Below are 17758 nucleotides of genomic sequence, written 5' to 3'. Positions count from 1 at the left end.
GATGCCTTCACGTCTGGAGTCGATCATGCCTCTCGCCCTGCTTGCACTGACAATCGGTGCATTCGCCATCGGAACAACCGAATTCGTTATCGTCGGGCTGATACCGACGCTCTCCGCTGATCTGTCGGTATCGTTGCCGTCGGCAGGCTTGCTGGTCACCTTCTACGCACTGGGTGTGGCAGTCGGCGCGCCGGTGCTCACCGCGTTGACAGGCCGGATGCCGCGCAAAACGTTGTTGATCTCGCTGATGGCGTTATTCACGTTCGCGAATCTGCTCGCGTGGCAGTCACCGGGCTACGCAACGCTTATCGTCGCGCGCGTGCTAAGCGGCTTTGCACACGGGGTCTTTTTCTCCGTCGGCTCGATCATCGCGACGAGCGTCGTACCTAAAGAGAAGGCGGGCAGCGCAATCGCGACGATGTTCAGCGGTCTTACCGTCGCCTTCGTGACGGGGGTTCCGCTTGGTACGCTCATAGGTCAACACTTTGGATGGCGGGCAACCTTTCTTGTGGTCGCGGCCTTTGGCCTCGTCGCCATGATGGGCACGCTGGTGTTTGTACCGCGCGATATCGCGCATGTGCCGCCCGCGTCAATCCGCCGGCAAGCTGAGTTATTTCTGAAGCCGCGCCTGTTGCTGGTGTTTGCAATGACGGCGGTCGGTTACGGCGGGTCCTTGATTGCGTTCACCTATCTCGCGCCGATTCTCGAGCAGATTTCCGGTTTCAGTCCGCCTGTCGTCGGCATGGTTCTGCTGGTTTACGGCGTGTCGGTGGCCTTCGGAAACATGGCGGGTGGAAGGCTGGCCGATTCGCTCGGACCCGTTACCGCGCTCAAGCTGATCTTTGCCCTGCTGGCAGGCGTGCTGCTGCTCCTCGACGTCACGGCGACCAGTAAAACGCTTGTCCTGATCGTCGTGCTCGGTTGGGGCGCCGTCGCCTTCGGCAACGTGCCGGCCTTGCAGATCTATGTCGTGAGACAGGCCGAGCGTTTCGCACCGCACTCGGTCCATATCGCCTCCGGGATGAATATCGCTGCGTTCAATCTGGGTGTGGCGGGTGGAGCGTGGACGGGCGGCGCCATCGTCAGCCACATGGGGCTCATGAGCACACCCTGGATCGCATCTGTCGTTGTACTCGGCGCACTCATGCTGACCTGGCACAGCGGCCGAATCGATCGTCGGGATGCGCGTGTCGTTACCGCAGACAACGGAAGGCGACATTGATGACGAACTCGGCGCTGCGCGCTGACTTATCCCGATACGGAATAGACCTCATCCTGATAGAGGCCTATTTCAGGCGCCTCGGATTCTCTACATTGGATCCCAACGCATCGCGTGACGCACCGCTCCCTGAGGTGCTCAACCCCAACTCTCAAAGGAAACATCATGACCAGGCTCTTCACTTCCAGAAAGGTCGGCGCATATGACCTCAATCATCGCGTCGTACTTGCTCCGATGACCCGACTGCGCACCATCCAGCCGGACGATATTCCGAGCCCGATGATGGCGGACTTCTACGGTCAGCGTGCATCGGAAGGCGGCCTTGTCATCATCGAAGCGGCGAGTGTCTCCCGGCAGGCCCGTTCGTATCTTGGCGCAGCAAGCATCTTCCACGATGGTCAGGACGCGGGCTGGAAGGCTATCGCCGACGCAGTGCACGCGAAGGGCGGTCGCGCGTTCCTGCAGCTGATTCACGGCGGCCGCCAGAGCCACGTCGAAGTCAACGACGGCGGCGACCCGGTCGCGCCTTCAGTCGTACCGTTCGAGGGCGTTGCGCTGACCACCGACGGCTTCGTTCCTGTGTCGCCGCACCGTGCGCTGGAGACCGACGAGATTGCAGGCATCGTTGAAGACTTTCGTCAGGCTGCCGAGCGTGCAAAGAAGGCGGGCTTTGACGGCGTCGAGTTGCACGGCGCCAACGGTTATCTTGTCGATCAGTTCATTCAGGACGGCACGAACCGGCGCACGGATGAATATGGCGGTCCGATCGAAAACCGCGTGCGGTTTCTGCGCGAAGCACTTGAAGCGTTGATTTCCGTGTTCGGCGCGGATCGCGTCGGCGTGCGCATTTCGCCATCGGGCGAATGGGGCGGTGTGTCGGATAGCAACCCCGAAGCGACGTTCAGCCATGTCGCAAAGGCGCTGGATGCGTACGGAATTGCCTACCTCCACGTGATCGAACCGCGCATCAAAGGCGACGACACGTTGCACCACGGCCATCCTGTCGTTGCGGCTGCGTATCTGCGCCCACACTTCTCAGGCCCCATCATCGCAGCAGGCGGGTTTGACCGCGAAAGCGCAATCGAGATCGTCAATTCGGGCGTGGCGGATCTGGTCGCGTTCGGACGCCACTTCTCGTCGAATCCTGACCTTCCCTATCGCCTTGCACACGATCTGCCGCTCACGCCGTATGTGCGTGCCGCGTTCTGGGGTGGAAGCGAGGAGAACTACTCGGACTTTCCGACATACGAAGCCGAGCAAGCGGCGAACGGCGCTGTGCAAGACGAGGAAAGTGCAGAGGCAGTTTAACCGCGTGCACCTGCGCGGGCGGGATCGAGTCCGACAGAAAAAAGCCGGCCGCACGCATCACGTTTGTGATGTGTCCGGTCGGTTTCCAGGAGATAGATCGATCATGAGAAAAGGGCTGGTGATATCGGACATGGATACGGATGCGTCGGCCGAGATCGCGATGGCCCGTGCGTCGGCCACCATAACCAATGCGTTGCGCGCGGGTGCTCGGGCGCCGATGTTTGCATTGCACGACAAGCTTGGCAACAAGGTCATGCTGGAGCAGCTTCTGCGCTCGGGTCCCGTTGTGCTCAACTTTCTGCGCGGTTCGTGGTGCTCGTTCGGTGAAGAGAATCTCGCGCGATTCTCCGCGATACACGGCCGTATTGTGTCAGCGGGAGCGAAGGCCGTTGCGCTTGCTCCGCCGGATGCGTCGCTGAAAACTGCCCATTTACCCGTTCCCGAACTCGTCGATACGGATCTTCGCGTCGCACGCGCGTTTGGCTTGACCTTCGATCTGCCCGAGGAGCTACGCGGTCGGTACATCGATCTCGGGTACGTACCTCCTAAAAAAAGACGGTCAGGATTGTTTCTTGTTCCCGTGCCCGCGACATATCTTCTCGACGAGGACGGCATTGTCGCTTTTGCACATGTCGATTTCGACTATCGAAACGGGTTTGACGGCGAGTCGTTATTGAAGGCGCTGGATGCGTTTCGGGCACGACGTGAAGTGCGCGATCGCAATCGAGGGCGTCTTGCGGTACTGGAAGTCGTGAAAAAATCCCCGTGATTTTTGCTGTGTTTGTGAGTCTGAGCGGGAAACGGGCCGATGTATCAGCCAACTCAAATATGAACAGCGCAACGACAGGTATGGAAGCGGAACGGCCATCCGTTGCGATCGTCAGGCCATCGTTCGAATCTGAGGCGGCTTCCAGGAACCGTCGAGGATCGACTGCTTTCCCCAGTAGGCCCGTATGTATAGCGAGAATGCTCGAGCTGGCGCAGGTAGCCAGTTTGACTCGCGATCTGATCCGGGCGATTTCGCTCCAGCGTAGAGCGTCATCGAACCATCCGCGTTACGCTTGAGACTCGTGTTCTTGGTGCCAAGGGAATAGCGCTTCAGGTCGTTCGCATGGAAGAGATGTTTGTCGTTGTAGAGCGTCAGCGACCAGAAACCGTTGACGGGCGGCTCTTCCCCTTTGGCGAAAGTAATTTCATAGGTGTTCGCGCCGTTGAGCGCCTGACCAGACGCGTCGAAATCCGTGTAGAAATACTGCGTCTCATTCGGCCTGTTATCGAACATGTTCGATTTGGCCGTCCCCGTGCGGTCGAAATAATCGAACCCCGTCTGTGCGTTGTTGGTCGAGCGATTCCAGTTGTTGCCGGCTGGCACTCCGTTGCGCCGCCATTCGAAGAACGGAGCGATAGCTTGCTGCTCCGTGTCGACGGCCGTCGAGACCAGTATCTTTTTGATTTCAGGATCGCGGTTTGCCACTTCCATCAACGATCTGAACTGCGCATAGAGCGCTTCCTCGCCCGGCAGTGGCGCAACCGTATCGAGCACCTGAGGAAACTGATCAAAGAACTTCTCGGGGATCACCCACTTCGTTTCACCGCCGCCCTCGTCACTGCCTTTGTCTTCCGTTGGCGGCTGGATGATGGGCGCGTTCATCCAGTCGATCGTCTTCATGCGGCCATTAAACTGTTTGAGCGGATAAAAGACGATCTGATTCAGTACCGTCTGGATGGCTTGCTTATCCTGTGGTGTGTCGTTCTGGAAGACGCGCGGAATTGCATTGGCGAGCGCAGTGGGACAGCGGATCACGTCGGTGATGCCCACAGGCTTGATACCCTTCCAGTTCGGCCCGGCGAGCAGATAGAATCCGCGCCGCGTTTTGTAAGGCTTGCCGAGATGACCAAACTGATTGGTTCGCGCGTCGTACAGTGCATAGACCCAGAACCGGTCGCCAAAGTCGGGCACCTGGGCGACGACGGGCTCTTCGTCGAGCGAGAAAAAACCCAGACCATACACCACGTCCTGGTTAGGGCATGTCACGAAGGTCTCAGCTGGATCGATGTAGTCGTGAAGCATGCCAACCTGCCCGCGCGGAGCCGCTGGCAGCACGCCGGCCAGCAGGCCCGGATACGGCGCCTTGGTGATACGCGCGTTGCGATTCAACATGTTGACCATCGGCCAGCCCCAAACATAGGCCATACGCGCGATGACCTGCGCGTATTCCGGATGCATCAGGATTCCAGCTGGTGGGAGCGTCTCTTTCACCGATGTGCTGGTTGCAGGATTCGCGCGCTTCGACCCGTTGTCTTTCGCGGCAGCGGCGTCGGCAGATCGCGGCACAGCCGCTAACGCTGCGTAAGCGAGCGGCAATGCTGCGCTCATCGTAGTGACGAGCCTTCGCGTGGAATTCACATCATCTTGATCAGCCATGTTTGCCTCGTTGCGCGGGTTCTCAGTTATAGATTCAGGCGTATCAACTTTTCTTTTCGAGGTCTCCAGGTTTCCAGGTCTGATCGAAAAAGGCCTTCTCCGGTGAGTAGAGTCTGAAGATCACGAAGTAGCCTTTGCTGGGGACCGTTCGAAGCCAGTTCTTCTCTTTGCCAGCGGGTGCGGTGGGGCCGAAGTAAAGATCGAGGGAGCCATCGGCGTTCTGCATCGGCTGATCCATCTTGTTCAGCGACGGGTGCGGCTGTCCGCTATCCAGGCCAGATGCTGTGGTCGCGTCATACACCGTAGCCGACCAGAAGTTTTTCGCGGGGATGTCAGGCGGCAGATGCAGCGTGTACGACTGCCCTCCATCCAGAAAATTGCCGTCTTTGTCGCGGAACGTCACGGGGTACTTTGCGCCTGCGTCGATGAGATTCTTCACCATGCCCGGGCTCGCCGAATAGGCGCTTGTAAAGTACCCGGAGCGTTGTTCGAGGTTGGTAAAGGTGTGGCTCGACTGGAACGCCGTGTCCTCGCCCGCAAATACGTTGACCCACTGGCGATCAGGATAGTACTTGCCACCCGGCTCCTGCGGCAGCATCTCGGTGATCACAACCTTGCTCATCTTGAATCCGGCCTGCGCGGCGCTGTCCAGTAGCGCGTGCATCTCGGGCGTCGGCGCAAACGGCTTGCCTTTCTCGATGCCGATCGTATGCAGGAAGCCGCGCATATCGAGATCGGACGGATCGACGTATTCGCTATCGATGAAGCGCGACATCATTTCGAAGTAGCGGATATCGCGTGGGAAAAGCAGGTCGGCAGGTCGCTGGTTCGCGTCCGGAAACTGCATCGGCTTCGCGCTCGCCTTCTTGCCGAGCGGATAAATGCGCGTCGCGGCGATCTGGGCGTTCGGCCTCGTCAGATCCTTTGGGTTGGTGAAGAACGTGCGCCAGAAAAGGAACACGTTATAGGTGCGCGAGCGATAAACGAAGGCACCCTTGGGCATGCTGTCTTTCGGCGGCTCGCCCTTGTAGTCGGGTGGCAGGAGAACGTACGTGCCGCCCTTGCCTTTGTCGGGACCGGCAAGACCAACGTCGCCTATCCAGGTACGGCCATCGATGGTGGGGCCGATCAGCGGACGCTGGAAAAAGTCATCAAACATGCCTTGCACGCCTTGCGGCGCCTCGACGACGAGCGGACCGTCCTTGTGCAGATCGAGATAGCCCATCGCGTAGACAACGTCGGAATTGGGCGTCGTGACAAGTGTGGATGCCGTTATCCGCTCTTTCCAGACGGGCAGCACGTTGTATCCGTCACCGAAGACCTTTTCAGAGCCCTCCTTCATCGCCCAGATATTAATGGCAGGCAGTGCCCACAGGTACGCCTGCGTCGCGCGCTGGAAGATCAGTTCATCGCGCAGACTGCGAGCGGTATCGGCCGTTGGATAATCCTTGTCAAACTGGGCATTGACGAGCGCGTCGTAACGCGAAGTCTGAGCCTGCGATGCAATCGATACGACCATTGCTATTGCCGCGACCGCGAGTCGGGTGATCATCCCGTGCGTGAGCTGCATGACAGTTTCCCTGAGTGTTATTCATGGTCGAAACGCGACATGGCCTGATTGCGCGGTAACTCAGCAGACAGGCGCAGCACTGCAAGGATAGGCACGGTTACGCGGCGACCGCAAATCAAGTGTCGCGGCATTTCGGCATATGGGACAGAGAAAGGCCTACGTCCACGATTCAGTCAACAATCACACTTACTGTTTCGGAGAAAATGCGAGTGAGGCGCACGCCTGCCGCACTGATCCTTGGACAAAAGCAGCCGTTCGAAAGACAAACCTGCGGGACAGGCGAGCGTCGCTTCATGGCCGCTTCGAGGCAATGGCACCAGCGATATGCTCGCCGAAGACCGGCCATTTAGCGTGGGCGGACGAAACATTAGATATCCGAATTGGATGCGGCCTCGACGACCGGTTGTGGCCGATCGGATGAGGTCTACTTTGCGGATGTCCGCCGAGGAGCGCCAGGCCGTACTGGTCGTTCCTCAGGCTTGGCGGGATTCCGGGCTTTTCTGGTTTTATGTGGGACCGAGCTTCCGATAGCATCCTTCGGGCAGTTCTGGTGATCGCCGAGACGCTCAACGAGTTGTGCCTCGCATTCGGAAAAAGAGTACCCGCGCCGCTGCGAGATCATGAAGGTGAGAGGACGCATATGCCATGCGCGCCGTTGGAGTTCGACAAGTGTTCCCTTTGCGAGGTCTTCATCGACCATATGGCGCGGCATGTGGCCCCAGCACAAGCCTCCCCTGAGCAGATCGTGCTTCGCGCCGAGGTCGTTCACCCACCACTGGCGTTCACTGGCGACGCCCTGTTGGGTCTTTTCCGCATCGGGCTGATTGTCCGTTACGACAAGCTGGATGTGCCGGCCGAATTCCTCCCGCGGGATCGGCCCCGCGATTGAACCCAGCGGATGCGATGGTGCACAGACGGTCACCATTTGCACTTCAGATAGATGCTGCCTTTCTATGGTGCCGGGGCTCAACTCCGGCACGTCCGTGATCGTCACCGCCAATGCGCACGTGCCTTCGAGAACCAAACGCTCGCCGCCCTGCATGGTCGTCATGCGCAGATTGATTGCAACCGTTGGAAAGTCCGCCTGCAAGGTGCGCAGACATTTGATCAGGTGCGCACGTGGGAAATAGGTATCCACGGCAACCGAGATCTGAGGCACGCCGGCTTCAGCAATCGCAACCGCACGCATCTTCATCTCCTCCGTGCGTGAGATTACCCCACGCGCATCAGGCAGCAGGCTGCGGCCCGCAGCCGTCAGCGTCGCTTTGCGAGTGTTGCGCTCGAACAGCACCACATCAAAGGCGCTCTCGAGTGCGCCGATCGCATGACTGATCGCTGACTGCGCACGCCTTAGCTGCCGTGCGGCTCCGGAAAAGCTTCCCTCATCACACACGGCGACGAACGCCCGCAGTTGATTGATGGTGACGTTGTCCAACATATTTATCTAAAAAGTAGATGGTATTTATAGATATTCGGTCAATTGGCTTCATGAAGCAAGAGTCGCAGAATCGGGTTTGTCGCTTTTGTTTCGAAGGATGCATGACACATGAACAGACTGAATGGAAAGACCGCGGTGATAACGGGTGGCGCTTCGGGCATCGGCCGCGCCGCAGCAAAGCGCTTCATCGAGGAGGGCGCCTTCGTCTTCATCTTCGGCCGCCGGCAGGACGCGCTCGACGCCGCTTTGACCGATCTCGGGCCCAATGCCCGCGCGGTGAAGGGCTCCGTCTCCAATCTGGCCGACCTGGACCGGCTATACACGGCGGTGAAGGCCGAGCGCGGAACCCTCGAGATCGTCTTTGCCAATGCCGGGACGGGAAGCCCGCTTCCACTCGGCCAGATCACCGGCCAGCACATTGACGACATCTTCGAGACCAATGTGAAGGGGACGATCCTGACGGTCCAGAAGGCGCTGCCGCTGATGGGCTCGGGCAGTTCGATCATCCTGACGGGATCGAGCGCAGGCACCACGGGAGCCCCAGGATTCACGGCCTACAGCGCGAGCAAGGCGGCGGTGCGCAACCTCGCCCGGACCTGGGCCGAGGAACTGAAGAGTACGGGCATCCGGGTGAATGTGCTGTCGCCCGGCGCGACGGCGACCGAACTGGCGAAGGAGGCGCTCGGCGAAGAGGGCCAGAAGGCCTACGGCGCGATGACGCCGCTCCAACGTATGGCCGATCCCGCGGAGATCGGGGCGGTGGCCGCCTTCCTTGCGTCGTCGGACAGCAGCTTCATGACCGCCAGCGAAGTCGCCGTCGACGGTGGCCTGGCACAACTTTGAGGAGAACAATCAAATGACACGATCACTAAAGGGCAAAACAGCGCTCGTTACCGGCGCATCACGCGGCATTGGCCGCGCCATCGCTGAACGTCTTGCAAAGGATGGTGCGACAGTCGCGCTAGCCTACAACGCCAGCAAATCCGGCGCGGACGAGGTGATCGCGGCTATCGAGAGCGCGGGAGGCTCCGCGTTCGCGGTCCATGCGGATCTCGTTGATCCGGCGGCCATCCCGACTTTGTTCGAGAGACTCGACGACGAGTTCACCAGGCGCAACGGACGTAAAGCCCTCGACATTCTGGTCAACAACGCTGGCAATTCCGGCTGGCTTGGCTTCAAGGACGCAACGCCGGAGAGTTGGGACACTCTGATGGCGGTCTACGCCCGCGCGCCCTTCTTCATCGTTCAGGCCGCTCTCGATCGTCTCGCCGATGGTGGACGCATCATCAACATTTCTTCCGCTGCCGCCACGAAGCCCGTGACGGCTGCGCCCGTCTACTCGATGGCGAAAGCGGCCATCAACACGCTGACCCATACGCTCGCTATCGAGCTGGGGCCGCGTGGCATCACCGCGAACGCCGTCGCGCCTGGCTTCACGCGGACGGATGCGAACGCCGATTTTCGCCAGAACCCCGAACTCGTCAAGGCAGCCGAGGCCCAGATCGCGCTCGGCCGCTTTGGCGAGCCTTCGGAAATCGCCGCCGTCGTGGCGTTCCTGGCCTCCGATGACGGCCATTGGGTGACCGGCCAAACGATTGAAGCCAGCGGCGGTTACAAGCTCTGACCGCACCCGGAAACGAAGGAGAACCTGATGAAATACGCGATCATTGGCTTCGGCAAGATCGGCCACGCACTTGCCAAGGCGTTCGCCCGCAACGGCATCGAAGTGGTCGTTGCAACCACGCGCGCCCCGGAAAGCTTTGCAGCCGACGCGGCCGCGATCGGACCCACGATTGTTCCCAATACCCTCGCGGAAGCCGTCAAGGCGGACGTCATCTTCTTGGCAGTCCGTTTTGAGTCGCACCCGGAGGTCGCAAAAGCACTGCCCGACTGGAAGGGGAAGACTGTTGTCGACGCGATGAACACGCAGGCCCCGCTCGAGGAGTTGGGCGGTGTCCCGTCCTCCGCTTACGTCGCGAGGGTGTTTGCCGGAGCGAGGGTGGTGAAAGGCTTCAACCATCTGGTCGCTGCCGTCCTCGGCCAGAACCCGGCCGTACACGGTGGCAGAAGGGTCGTGTTCCTCGCGAGCGACGATGGCGGCGCTGCAGCGGAGATGGGTACGCTTGCGGAACAGCTCGGATTCGCGCCTATCCAGCTCGGCGGGCTTTCTGAGGGCGGACTGCTTGTGCATGCGCGCGGGAAAAGCTGGAGTCACCTGATCTTCAAGGACTTGATCGCGTTCGACCGATGAACAACCGAGCCGTTTCCGGATATTTTCGCTGAATGGAATGGCTGATTACCCAAAACGACCGACATCCGAACGTCCGAACGGCAACGCGCCGGAATGCCTCCTCATGGCCGATCACGGAAATCCGCAGGGCGCCGATGATTGCGCGTCGCTGAGCCGACTCCCGACCTCCAAAGCTTCCGAAGAGTTGACCGGCGCGGCGTTCGACAAGTAGGGCGGTACAGCAACCGGCGTGGATGAAGATTCGCGTTCTTCGGGTTACATCTGCCCGGCATAAAAATTGCTACGGTGACGGTTTTTATCCCCGGCACCTGGTCCGGCAGGCATCCGCACACCGGTCGCACATGAACGACGACACAGCACCCGCCACTGGCTTTAGCGCTGTCTGGCTTCGGCTATGGGCCGAGTCGACTGACGACTATTCCATTTTCGCCCTCTCGCCTGACGGCATCGTGATGACCTGGAACCCGGGAGGCGAACGTATCCAGGGTTACACGGCTGATGAAGTTATAGGGCAGCCATTCTCCGTGTTTTACACGGAGACCGAGCGTGCCTCGGGCGTGCCCGAGGCCGCGCTCAAAGCTGCGGCCAGTTCGGGGCGCTATGTTACTGAAGGATGGCGTGTACGAAAGGACGGCTCGAGGTTCTGGGCCAATGTCGTCATGACAGCACTTCGTGACAGCACCGGCCAGCTTCTGGGCTTTGGAAAGGTCGTTCAGGATGTCAGCGACAAAAAGGCGGCTCACGATGCCGTGCTCGAAAGCGAGCGGAGCTTTCGCCTGCTGGTTCAGGGCGTCACCGACTATGCCATCTTCAGGCTGTCGCCCGACGGGCGGGTCACAAGCTGGAACTCCGGCGCCCGGCGAATCAAGGGATACAGCGAAAGCGAGATCGTCGGCTCGCATTTTTCGAGGTTTTACGCGCCCGAGGACGTGGCGGCCGGGGTGCCATTTCGCGGCCTGGAGACGGCAAGACGCGAGGGCCGTTTCGAGGCAGAAGGCTGGCGCGTGCGGAAGGACGGCAGCCGCTTCTGGGCGCATGTCGTCATTGACGCGATACGCGAGAATGGTGAGCTCGTCGGATTTGCGAAGGTCACGCGGGACATTACCGAGCGTCGGCGTGCATCGGAACTGCTCGAGCAAACGCAGCGTGCTTTGTTCCAGGCGCAAAAAATGGAGGCGCTGGGGAAACTGACGGGCGGGGTCGCGCACGATTTCAACAATGTACTGCAGGTGCTACGGGGAAACCTGGAAGTACTCGAAAGCAGGTACGGTCGCGACAGCTGGAGCGCCGAGCGCCTGGGCAAGGCGATTGACGCCGTGGATCGCGGCGCGAAACTGGCCTCGCAGCTGCTCGCCTTCGGACGTCAGCAGCCGCTGGCGCCCGTCGTCATGAATCCCGCACACCAGCTTCGCGCGCTGGACGACCTGTTGCGCAGGGCGCTGGGCGAGACGATCGAGATCGAGTCTGTAGTCGCGGGCGGTCTCTGGAACATCCTTGCCGATCCCCATCAGCTGGAAAACGTGATTCTGAATCTGGCCATCAACGCGCGCGACGCAATGCCGGATGGCGGGAAGCTCACGCTCGAACTCGCCAACGCGACGCTGGACGACGAGTATGTATCGACGGTTCCTGACGTCAGCCCCGGACAGTACGTCATGCTGGCTGTCACGGACACGGGAACCGGCATGACCCGGGAAGTGATGGAACGCGCTTTCGATCCCTTCTTCAGCACGAAACCGGAAGGCCAGGGTACAGGCCTCGGGCTGAGCATGGCGTATGGGTTCGTCAGACAGAGTGGCGGGCACATCAAGCTCTACAGCGAGATTGGCGAAGGAACAACCGTCAGGATTTATTTACCCCGCTCGACCGGTACGGCAGTCGAATTCCCGCCTCGTACGAGTCGCAGCGTAGAGCATGGCGAAGAGACCATTCTCGTGGTTGAGGATGATCCGCAGGTCCAGTCGACGGTCGTCGAGCTTCTGACCGGTCTAGGCTACGCCGTGTTGAAGGCCAATGACGCGCAACAGGCACTGGCCGTCGTCGCGAGCGGCGTGCACATCGATCTGCTATTCACGGATGTCGTGATGCCGGGGCCGTTGCGTAGCCCCGACATGGCACGGCAAGCCGCCCGGATGCTACCGGGACTGAAAGTGCTTTTCACTTCAGGGTACACACAGAACGCTATCGTGCACGGCGGCCGGCTGGACCCGGGCGTGGAACTGCTCAGCAAACCGTACAGCCGTCAGCAGCTCGCGATGAAAGTGCGGCAGGTCCTCGGCGACAGTGATGGCGATAGCAAGGCGATGGAACAGCCGATGACCGGGTCCGTCGATGGCCCGAATGGTCCCGTCTCGCGCCCCGAAGAATTGCGCGTCCTCGCGGTCGACGATGACCGCGCGTCGCTCGACGCGCTCTGTGAACTCCTCCAGCTGCTGGGAATCGACGCACGGCGTGCCGAAAACGCAGCGGCAGCTCTCGAAGTGCTAGAAGCAATCGACGTCGACGTTCTTCTCACAGACGTGGTCATGCCCGACATGTCCGGGCTGGAACTGGCGCGCCGCGCAGCGGCCATGCATCCCGGCCTCAAGGTCATCTTTGCTTCTGGAAAGAGGCTGCCGGACCAGCAGACCATGACATTCGACTGGTCGGCGCTTCGCAAGCCGTACACGTTCGCGCAGTTGCAGGATGCCCTGCAGTCAGCCGGTTACCGGCAGGAAAAGCGGAAAGCCGGCGGGGGCGGCGCCGACAGAATCCGCCACCCAGGCGATAAACCGGGCGCTGGATCATAGTGCCTTCGGACCCGCGTTGCCCCGGGTTTCCCAGCGAAATCAGTGCGCCCGCCTGCTATGAAGAGAGTCTGCGTGCGCATGCGGCTCCAGGCTAACGCGCCTTTTTGGATAGTGCGCGGATAGTGCGCTCCTGCCCGGGACGAGTTCTGCGTCGTACCCGGACAGACCCCGGAAAACAGTGATCGCCTCCGCCTCGTCCCTGCGATCATCTACGACCAGTAGCTGGCGCGGAGTGAACCTTTTGGGACCGCGCGTGCGCTGAGTTCACCGAGTAATCGGCGAGGACAGCGGCATGAGCGGATATATACTTTTCAAGTTGCCTGGCAACGTGCAAAGCATCGTCCGTTCCGGACGTGGGAAGGGGGCGGACACAAGGGGCGGCCTGTTTATTGCGCACAAGAAGCCAAGGCGTGGATGGGCGAGGGAACATATGACTCTGTCGGACTTCATCGAAAGCAACCTGGCCCCGCTCGTCGAAGACTGGACGGCATTTGCGCGCCAACTGACCCCCGCGGACGGCCAGCTCAACGACGAGCAATTGCGAAACTCAGCGCGCGCGCTCCTGACCGGGATTGCAGCCGACATGCGGGAACCGCAGACTGCAGCGCAGCAACAGACCAAATCCTACGGCCATCGCCCAAGCCCGGATTCGCACTTCAACCAGATTGGTCGCGTACACGCCGACGACCGGCGCGCGCACGGCTTCGAGATCAATGCCCTGGTGGCGGAATATCGTGCGTTGCGGGCAAGTGTCCTGCGCAGATGGCAACAGACCTGCCAGTTCGACGCAGCGGCATTTGAGGAGATGATCCGTTTCAATGAGGCAGTGGATCAGATGGTTGCTGAGTCGGTTCAGCAGTTCGCGAAGACGACAGAGCGTATCAGGGATCTGTTCGCGGGTGTCCTTGCACACGATCTGCGCTCGCCAGTGGGCGCGATCGTCAACTCGACCTACGTGGTTCTGAAGGACGAGAACCTGTCGCCGACCAGCGTTCGGGCGGCTGCGAACCTGCGACACAGCGCGGAGCGCGTGAAAATGATGGTTGACGATCTTTTCGTCTTCACGCGTACACGCCTCGGGGACGCGCTTCCCGTTGATCCCGCCCAGCACGATCTCGAGCGCATCTGCCACGGCGCGGTCGACGAGGTGTGCGCCACGCATCCCGACTCACACATCAGGGTGGAAGCCCGAGGTGAGCTCATCGGCACGTGCGACGGCGCACGCATGAACCAGCTCGTCGTCAACCTGGTCGCAAACGCCGTTCAGCATGGCTCTGGGCCTGTCCGCGTCGAAGTGGAGGGCGATGGCGAGCGCATAAAGATCGCTGTCTCAAGTGGAGGGCAACCGATACCGCCCGACGCACTGCCCACCCTCTTCGATCCGTTGACGCGCGCAGCGCCTTCGCGGGAACGCAAGCGCGCTTCGCCCGGCATGGGGCTTGGCCTGTATATCTGCCGGTGCATTGCGCACGCCCACCGCGGCACGATTACGGTTGCATCTGATGAGCGCGCAACGGTTTTCACGGTGGACATCCCGCGGTTCGCCGTGCCGAACCGCTGACCCGGACTACGACGCCAGCAAACGGAAGTCTGATGGCTATTGGCCGGTGAGCGGCCGCTTCCTCGCGGATTACCCGTTTAACGCTGGCTGAATCGTTAGTCTGCAATACGCGACTCTGGCCGCATCAATCTTGCTGAAGCGTCTCGACTGCAAGCGTGAGATCAATAGCGCTACCGCTCGTGGACGGTAGGTCGCGCCCAATGGTGGGCCTGCCTGCCAAACGCAATGCAGTCCGATAGGCCTTTGGCGATCTCCCCGTGATGCGCTTGAAAGCGTGGCTGAACGCGCTCTCGGACGCATACCCCAGTGTCTGAGCGACGACCGAAACCGGCGTGGCGTCGTCTCCCAGTGCGCGTTCCGCCAATCGCATGCGCCAATTGGTCAGATAAGTCAGTGGTGCAACGCCCGCGACGGCTTTGAAGTGAGACGCAAATGTTGTTCGCGACATAGCGCAGGCCTGGGCCAGATCTTCGAGATGCCACGACCGTGCGGGACTCTCATGCATCAAACGGAGCGCAGGAGCGATGCGTGCGTCGCTCAACGCGCGCAGCCATCCAGCGTTCAGCGGCCCCGAGCTCGCCACGTGTGCGCGCAGGATCTCGATGAACAGCAGCTGCGACAGTTGCGCCGACGCGAGATGCGAGCCGGGCTGCCCTGCCGCTCGCTCCTCCACCAGTCTGTCGAGGAGCCAACTGAAGACCGCCGCTTGCGGCGACGCGGCCTTGATATGGATCCACGGAGGCAAGACGTCCAGCAGCAGCGGGCCGCTGACGGGGTCAAGCAATACGTGTCCTCCGACGTGCGCGAACTCGTTCCCATTTGCTAGCTGCGTGGTCGAGCGTCCGGCGCGAGAGAAGATATCCATCGCTTCAATCGGTTCGGTCTCCAGATCGCTCGACAGGATCGACCAGCGGGGAGCAGAGAGCAACCCGACATCGCCCGTCTCGAAACGCACCGGCTCGGGTTCGCCCTCGAGCCGTACCCAGCACTTCCCTTTCACAACTGCAAAAAACTTGATCTTGTCGGGAGCGGGGAAGCGCACTGCCCATGGCCCACCAGCCGTAAACCCGCCGGTGACGAGGCTCCGAGCCTGCGTCAGTTTGAGGATGTCGGAGAACGGATCGGTCGTCATCTTCGTACTCTTGCACAAGCAAAACGTACTTTCAAGCATTCTCAGCACGGCGAGCGTGGCTTATCGTGCTGCCTGTCTGGCGGCAGCTTCGACGATGAATTGCCCTGCAGATGTAGGGCTACGCGGTTGATCGCTGAGCCGGCCGACTGATTCAAACGACTTAACCCAAGGATCAAAAATGGACCAGGAAATGGTACTCGTCACCGGCGGAACCGGGTTTATCGCTCAGCATTGCATGCTGGCTTTGCTGAGTCAGGGCTATCAGATCCGCACAACCTTCAACTTGTCGCGGGAAGCAGAAGTCCGGGAGAACCTGAAGACGGGCGGTGCAGAACCAGGAGATCTGTTGTCGTTCGTCGCGGCAGATCTCGGTTCCGACGAGGGATGGGCCGAGGCAATGCGCGGCTGTACCTATGTCATTCACTGCGCTTCTTCAACGCCGTCGGGCAACTACGCCACCCAGAACGACTGGAATAAGCCCGCTGTCGAAGGCAATCTGCGAGTCTTGCGGGCAGCGCGCGACGCAGGTGTGAAGCGCCTCGTGCTGACTTCTGCGTTCGGCGCTGTTGGCTGCGGCCACGAGCCACTCAACAGGCCTTTCAACGATAACGATTGGAGTAATCTGCAAAGCGACCTCGCGCCCTATCAACGGTCAAAGACACTCGCAGAGCAGGCTGCCTGGGAATTCGTGAAGCAGGAGGGCAACGGACTGGAGATGACTGCCGTCAATCCCACGACTGTTTTAGGTCCCGCCCTCGGCCCGGATTACTCGCATTCCATTCGAATGATCAAGAATATGCTGGAAGGCCAGCCCGGGATACCCAGGCTCAACTCGTGTTTTGTCGACGTACGCGATGTCGCCGACTTGCATGTGCGTGCCATGTTGGCGCCGACTGCCGATGGGGAGCGCTTTCTCGCGTCCGCGGGCGAAAGCCTGTGGTTGGCCGATGTCGCCAGGATTCTGCGCAGGCGCATGGGGCCGGCGGCCAGCAAGGTTTCGACGCGCGTGTTGCCCAACTGGCTCGTTCGACTCGGCGCGCGGAAGAACCCTCAGCTGAAGGCCATCGCACCTCTGCTGGGAGTCAACATGAACGCCACGAGCGCGAAGGCGAGAGCACGTCTCGGCTGGAAGCCGCGTTCGGCCGAGGACGCCATCGTTGCGACCGCCGAGAGCCTCGTCCGGCTGAATCTGCTCGGGGCTTAGCCGTCGCGCTCTGGCAAAACGAGGCCATTGCTTCGGATATCAAATTGATGAGGGATTGCGTTGAGCGCACGTTCGAATAGCGTCAGTGACCGCTAACAGGTCTTTGAGTCCGAATCGTTGTGTCCGCTCAGTCACGCCTTCAGACGCATGTCCGGACACGCTCCGACAGCATATCGGCATATTGCGCGGGCTGCTTCCGAAGCTGGCGACAGAGAACTCAGCGGCGTACGCGAGAACGAACGGGCTGCTGGTTCGAGTCTGCAGACGTTTCCACCGGAAGCCCGGTGAAATGTTCGAGCGACTCTGCGTTCGCGTACAGGCGCTCCAGCAGATCGCGCAGGAAGTCGATTTCCACCTGACTGAAGCAGTTCAGCGCCGTGACTTCGAAGTGCTTCGCAAGCGGCACGATTTTGCGCGTCAACCTCGCGCCTTCGGCGGTAAGCGAGAGCTGCACGGCGCGTCCATCCGCCGAACTTTTTTCGCGCAACACCAGGCCTTGCGCGATGAGGCGATCGACGATACGCGAAAGCGCGGACATGTCGACGCAAGCGCGTTCGACCAGTTCCGACAGCCGTTGATGCGGACGATGCCCAAGCGACGCGCACACGCGCCATTCGCTAAGCGACAGGCCGTAGTCGCGCAGCACTTTCGAAAATGAACTGCCCATCCGACTGCCCGCGCGCGCAACCAGGTACGGAATAGCGCGTTCCAGATCATGCTCGATGAGCGGCGGGTTCGGCTTCTTCATGTCATGCCATGTTTTATAGTTGAAGATGCAAGTATATACCATAGGCGGGGCGCGACAGGTACGACCGCATCCAGCTCGTGTTTTCATGCGCTTTGAGACATGAATGTAAGAAA

14 protein-coding genes are annotated in these 17758 nt (G+C 60.5%); 9 read left to right on the top strand and 5 right to left on the bottom strand.

All coding sequences use genetic code 11. From position 1 onward, the window contains the following. The first annotated feature begins 25 nt into the window (after positions 1–25). The 3 genes from C2L66_RS38430 (at position 26) to C2L66_RS38420 (ending at position 3296) form a co-directional block, all read left to right on the top strand. The gene (locus C2L66_RS38430) at positions 26–1222 is read left to right on the top strand and encodes an MFS transporter (RefSeq protein ID WP_060610629.1); all 1197 of its coding nucleotides are present in this window, start codon (positions 26–28) and stop codon (positions 1220–1222) included. 162 nt (positions 1223–1384) lie between these two features. Next, entirely contained in the window at positions 1385–2527 is a 1143-nt protein-coding gene (locus C2L66_RS38425) for an alkene reductase (RefSeq protein ID WP_060609482.1), read from the top strand. A 103-nt stretch (positions 2528–2630) separates the two neighbouring features. Further along, a complete protein-coding gene (locus C2L66_RS38420; protein ID WP_158512195.1) occupies positions 2631–3296 on the top strand; it encodes a peroxiredoxin-like family protein in 666 nt (221 codons plus the stop codon). Between the two features lie 111 nt (positions 3297–3407). On the opposite strand, the gene C2L66_RS38415 is transcribed toward C2L66_RS38420, so the two are convergent. From C2L66_RS38415 to C2L66_RS38405, 3 genes are all read right to left on the bottom strand, one after another. Next, complete coding sequence (locus tag C2L66_RS38415; RefSeq protein ID WP_098021705.1) at positions 3408–4952, bottom strand: DUF1254 domain-containing protein; 1545 nt, start codon at positions 4950–4952, stop codon at positions 3408–3410. A 43-nt stretch (positions 4953–4995) separates the two neighbouring features. Beyond that, the gene (locus C2L66_RS38410; RefSeq protein ID WP_060609476.1) at positions 4996–6522 is read right to left on the bottom strand and encodes a DUF1254 domain-containing protein; all 1527 of its coding nucleotides are present in this window, start codon (positions 6520–6522) and stop codon (positions 4996–4998) included. 424 nt (positions 6523–6946) lie between these two features. Further along, complete coding sequence (locus C2L66_RS38405) at positions 6947–7960, bottom strand: LysR family transcriptional regulator (protein ID WP_060609474.1); 1014 nt, start codon at positions 7958–7960, stop codon at positions 6947–6949. Between the two features lie 108 nt (positions 7961–8068). On the opposite strand from C2L66_RS38405, the gene C2L66_RS38400 reads away from it, so the two are divergent. The 5 genes from C2L66_RS38400 to C2L66_RS38380 all read left to right on the top strand — a co-directional run bounded on the left by C2L66_RS38400 (position 8069) and on the right by C2L66_RS38380 (position 14561). Continuing rightward, positions 8069–8803 carry an SDR family NAD(P)-dependent oxidoreductase gene (locus tag C2L66_RS38400; protein ID WP_060609473.1) on the top strand — a complete coding sequence of 245 codons (735 nt, stop codon included), beginning with the start codon at positions 8069–8071 and terminating at the stop codon, positions 8801–8803. A 13-nt stretch (positions 8804–8816) separates the two neighbouring features. Then, the gene (locus C2L66_RS38395) at positions 8817–9584 is read left to right on the top strand and encodes an SDR family NAD(P)-dependent oxidoreductase (protein WP_060610624.1); all 768 of its coding nucleotides are present in this window, start codon (positions 8817–8819) and stop codon (positions 9582–9584) included. A gap of 27 nt (positions 9585–9611) precedes the next feature. Further along, entirely contained in the window at positions 9612–10211 is a 600-nt protein-coding gene (locus tag C2L66_RS38390; RefSeq protein WP_060609472.1) for an NADPH-dependent F420 reductase, read from the top strand. 341 nt (positions 10212–10552) lie between these two features. Beyond that, positions 10553–13000, top strand: coding sequence for a hybrid sensor histidine kinase/response regulator (locus C2L66_RS38385; protein ID WP_082670524.1), 2448 nt, complete (start codon positions 10553–10555; stop codon positions 12998–13000). A 430-nt stretch (positions 13001–13430) separates the two neighbouring features. Further along, positions 13431–14561 carry a sensor histidine kinase gene (locus C2L66_RS38380; RefSeq protein WP_060609469.1) on the top strand — a complete coding sequence of 377 codons (1131 nt, stop codon included), beginning with the start codon at positions 13431–13433 and terminating at the stop codon, positions 14559–14561. 124 nt (positions 14562–14685) lie between these two features. Here C2L66_RS38380 and C2L66_RS38375 read toward each other — a convergent pair whose 3' ends face one another. Further along, complete coding sequence (locus tag C2L66_RS38375) at positions 14686–15732, bottom strand: AraC family transcriptional regulator (RefSeq protein ID WP_082670523.1); 1047 nt, start codon at positions 15730–15732, stop codon at positions 14686–14688. A gap of 139 nt (positions 15733–15871) precedes the next feature. Here C2L66_RS38375 and C2L66_RS38370 point away from each other — a divergent pair, with 139 nt between their 5' ends. Next, on the top strand, positions 15872–16897 hold the full coding sequence (locus tag C2L66_RS38370; protein ID WP_060609466.1) for an SDR family oxidoreductase: 1026 nt from the start codon (positions 15872–15874) through the stop codon (positions 16895–16897). A 217-nt stretch (positions 16898–17114) separates the two neighbouring features. Here C2L66_RS38370 and C2L66_RS38360 read toward each other — a convergent pair whose 3' ends face one another. Next, positions 17115–17645 (bottom strand): MarR family winged helix-turn-helix transcriptional regulator, encoded by a 531-nt coding sequence (locus C2L66_RS38360; RefSeq protein WP_054931315.1) that lies wholly within the window; start codon positions 17643–17645, stop codon positions 17115–17117. Positions 17646–17758: the final 113 nt, after the last annotated feature.

Origin of the sequence: Paraburkholderia caribensis (assembly GCF_002902945.1) — a bacterium.
Taxonomy (GTDB): Bacteria; Pseudomonadota; Gammaproteobacteria; order Burkholderiales; family Burkholderiaceae; genus Paraburkholderia; species Paraburkholderia caribensis.
Note: the sequence above shows the minus strand (reverse complement) of the source record. Positions and strands in the feature narration are given on the sequence as shown.

What these genes read in the sequence shown, in the direction of transcription:
- C2L66_RS38430 (WP_060610629.1), top strand. Translation starts at nt 26, where the DNA reads ATGCCTCTCGCCCTGCTTGCACTGACAATCGGTGCATTCGCCATCGGA.
- C2L66_RS38410 (WP_060609476.1), bottom strand. Translation starts at nt 6,522, where the DNA reads ATGCAGCTCACGCACGGGATGATCACCCGACTCGCGGTCGCGGCAATA.
- C2L66_RS38385 (WP_082670524.1), top strand. Translation starts at nt 10,553, where the DNA reads ATGAACGACGACACAGCACCCGCCACTGGCTTTAGCGCTGTCTGGCTT.
- C2L66_RS38415 (WP_098021705.1), bottom strand. Translation starts at nt 4,952, where the DNA reads ATGGCTGATCAAGATGATGTGAATTCCACGCGAAGGCTCGTCACTACG.
- C2L66_RS38360 (WP_054931315.1), bottom strand. Translation starts at nt 17,645, where the DNA reads ATGAAGAAGCCGAACCCGCCGCTCATCGAGCATGATCTGGAACGCGCT.
- C2L66_RS38380 (WP_060609469.1), top strand. Translation starts at nt 13,431, where the DNA reads ATGACTCTGTCGGACTTCATCGAAAGCAACCTGGCCCCGCTCGTCGAA.
- C2L66_RS38375 (WP_082670523.1), bottom strand. Translation starts at nt 15,732, where the DNA reads ATGCTTGAAAGTACGTTTTGCTTGTGCAAGAGTACGAAGATGACGACC.
- C2L66_RS38370 (WP_060609466.1), top strand. Translation starts at nt 15,872, where the DNA reads ATGGACCAGGAAATGGTACTCGTCACCGGCGGAACCGGGTTTATCGCT.
- C2L66_RS38425 (WP_060609482.1), top strand. Translation starts at nt 1,385, where the DNA reads ATGACCAGGCTCTTCACTTCCAGAAAGGTCGGCGCATATGACCTCAAT.
- C2L66_RS38400 (WP_060609473.1), top strand. Translation starts at nt 8,069, where the DNA reads ATGAACAGACTGAATGGAAAGACCGCGGTGATAACGGGTGGCGCTTCG.
- C2L66_RS38420 (WP_158512195.1), top strand. Translation starts at nt 2,631, where the DNA reads ATGAGAAAAGGGCTGGTGATATCGGACATGGATACGGATGCGTCGGCC.
- C2L66_RS38395 (WP_060610624.1), top strand. Translation starts at nt 8,817, where the DNA reads ATGACACGATCACTAAAGGGCAAAACAGCGCTCGTTACCGGCGCATCA.
- C2L66_RS38405 (WP_060609474.1), bottom strand. Translation starts at nt 7,960, where the DNA reads ATGTTGGACAACGTCACCATCAATCAACTGCGGGCGTTCGTCGCCGTG.
- C2L66_RS38390 (WP_060609472.1), top strand. Translation starts at nt 9,612, where the DNA reads ATGAAATACGCGATCATTGGCTTCGGCAAGATCGGCCACGCACTTGCC.